Source organism: Pseudomonas sp. NBRC 111143 (assembly GCF_001320965.1).
Taxonomy (GTDB): domain Bacteria; phylum Pseudomonadota; class Gammaproteobacteria; order Pseudomonadales; family Pseudomonadaceae; genus Aquipseudomonas; species Aquipseudomonas machongensis.
Genome location: NZ_BCBT01000115.1, coordinates 1 through 1,328 on the forward strand (window position 1 = coordinate 1; position 1,328 = coordinate 1,328).

Below are 1,328 nucleotides of genomic sequence, written 5' to 3' on the forward strand. Positions count from 1 at the left end.
CCGCTTGTATGGTAGGACTTGAAGGGAGGAGGAGGGTCATAACTCGCTTCTGACTGTTCGCAGCAGTACAGACCGTGGGAGAAATCACCCCTCCTCCTTTCAGCACCCAAGCGCCGATAAGGAATGCCTCGTTTGCAAACGACGATAGATGCAAGCCTGCGCCAGGGTGTGCCCTTCAAGTCACACTACGCTACAAGGAGCAGCTATCCATGGCAATGTCCGCAACCCCAATCGAAGCTGGCGTGGACACCGCCAAAGATGAACTGGTGATTCAAAGCGCTCCGAGCACCAAACCCTTCGCCATCCCCAACACCCCGAAAGCAATCAAAGCCTGGCTCAAGACACTGCCTAAAGGCTCAGCGCTGGCCATCGAAGCGACTAGCACTTATCACATGGAAATGGCGGAGCAAGCCCACGCTGCGGGCTTCGCGGTCTACGTTATCGACGGCCTGAGGTTGAGCAAATACCGGGAAAGCGTTGCTGTGCGGGCGAAAACTGATGCCCACGATGCCGCTTTGCTCGCCCGTTTCCTGAGCAACGAGAGAGGTTCCTTGAAGGCCTGGGCTCCGCCACCTGCGGGGCATCGTGAGATCCAGATGCTGCTGCGTCGCCGCGCCAAACTGGTAGCCGTGCGCGGCATGCTGCGGATGAGTTTGTCGGGCGACACGATGTTTGCCTCAGCGCTCAAGAGCCTTGAAGAAACGGTCAAGCGCGTAGAGCTTTTGCTGGAAAAACAGCTGCGTACGGTGATCAAGACGGCGGGGCTTTCCGATCAGTTGCGTCGCGTCCAGAAGCTTCCCGGTGTTGGCTTTTTAACGGCTGCCGGCTTAGTGATGTCCTTCATGCGCGGCGAGTTCAAGAACAGTGATGCCTTTGTCGCTTACCTGGGCATGGATGTAACGGTTGCCCAATCTGGTAAATGGGCAGGCAGGGGGAAGTTGAGCAAGCGTGGAGACGCGGAGGTTCGCAGGCTGCTGTACAACGCCTCGATGAGCGGCAGCCGAACCAAGACTTGGTCGCAGTTTTACGCCCATCATCAAGCACGCGGGAAGAAGACCACACAAGCCTTGGTAATCCTTGCACGTCGCTTGGCTCGGCTGGCCTTCGGCCTGATGAGGCATCAGGCCGACTGGAAGCCCGAGATATATACCGGAGGTGCCAAACCAGCCAGCTGAGGCTGGGGCTGCTGCGCAGCCCAACCAAACTGATGGATAGCACCCAGCGCCGAAGAGAAATTCTCTGGCGCGCTGACTTGTGCCTGGAGATTGCTGAAAGAGGCCGAAGACGGTTCTACTGAGAAATTGCCTTCGGCCATAGAATCTCCCACA

Annotated in this window: 1 protein-coding gene; it reads left to right on the forward strand. The window is 57.5% G+C overall.

The features are described 5' to 3' along the window. The first annotated feature begins 209 nt into the window (after positions 1–209). A complete protein-coding gene (locus APH44_RS28795; RefSeq protein ID WP_054895658.1) occupies positions 210–1,175 on the forward strand; it encodes an IS110 family transposase in 966 nt (321 codons plus the stop codon). Positions 1,176–1,328: the final 153 nt, after the last annotated feature.

Coding starts and splice junctions, on each gene's coding strand:
- APH44_RS28795 (WP_054895658.1), top strand. CDS start 210: ATGGCAATGTCCGCAACCCCAATCGAAGCTGGCGTGGACACCGCCAAA.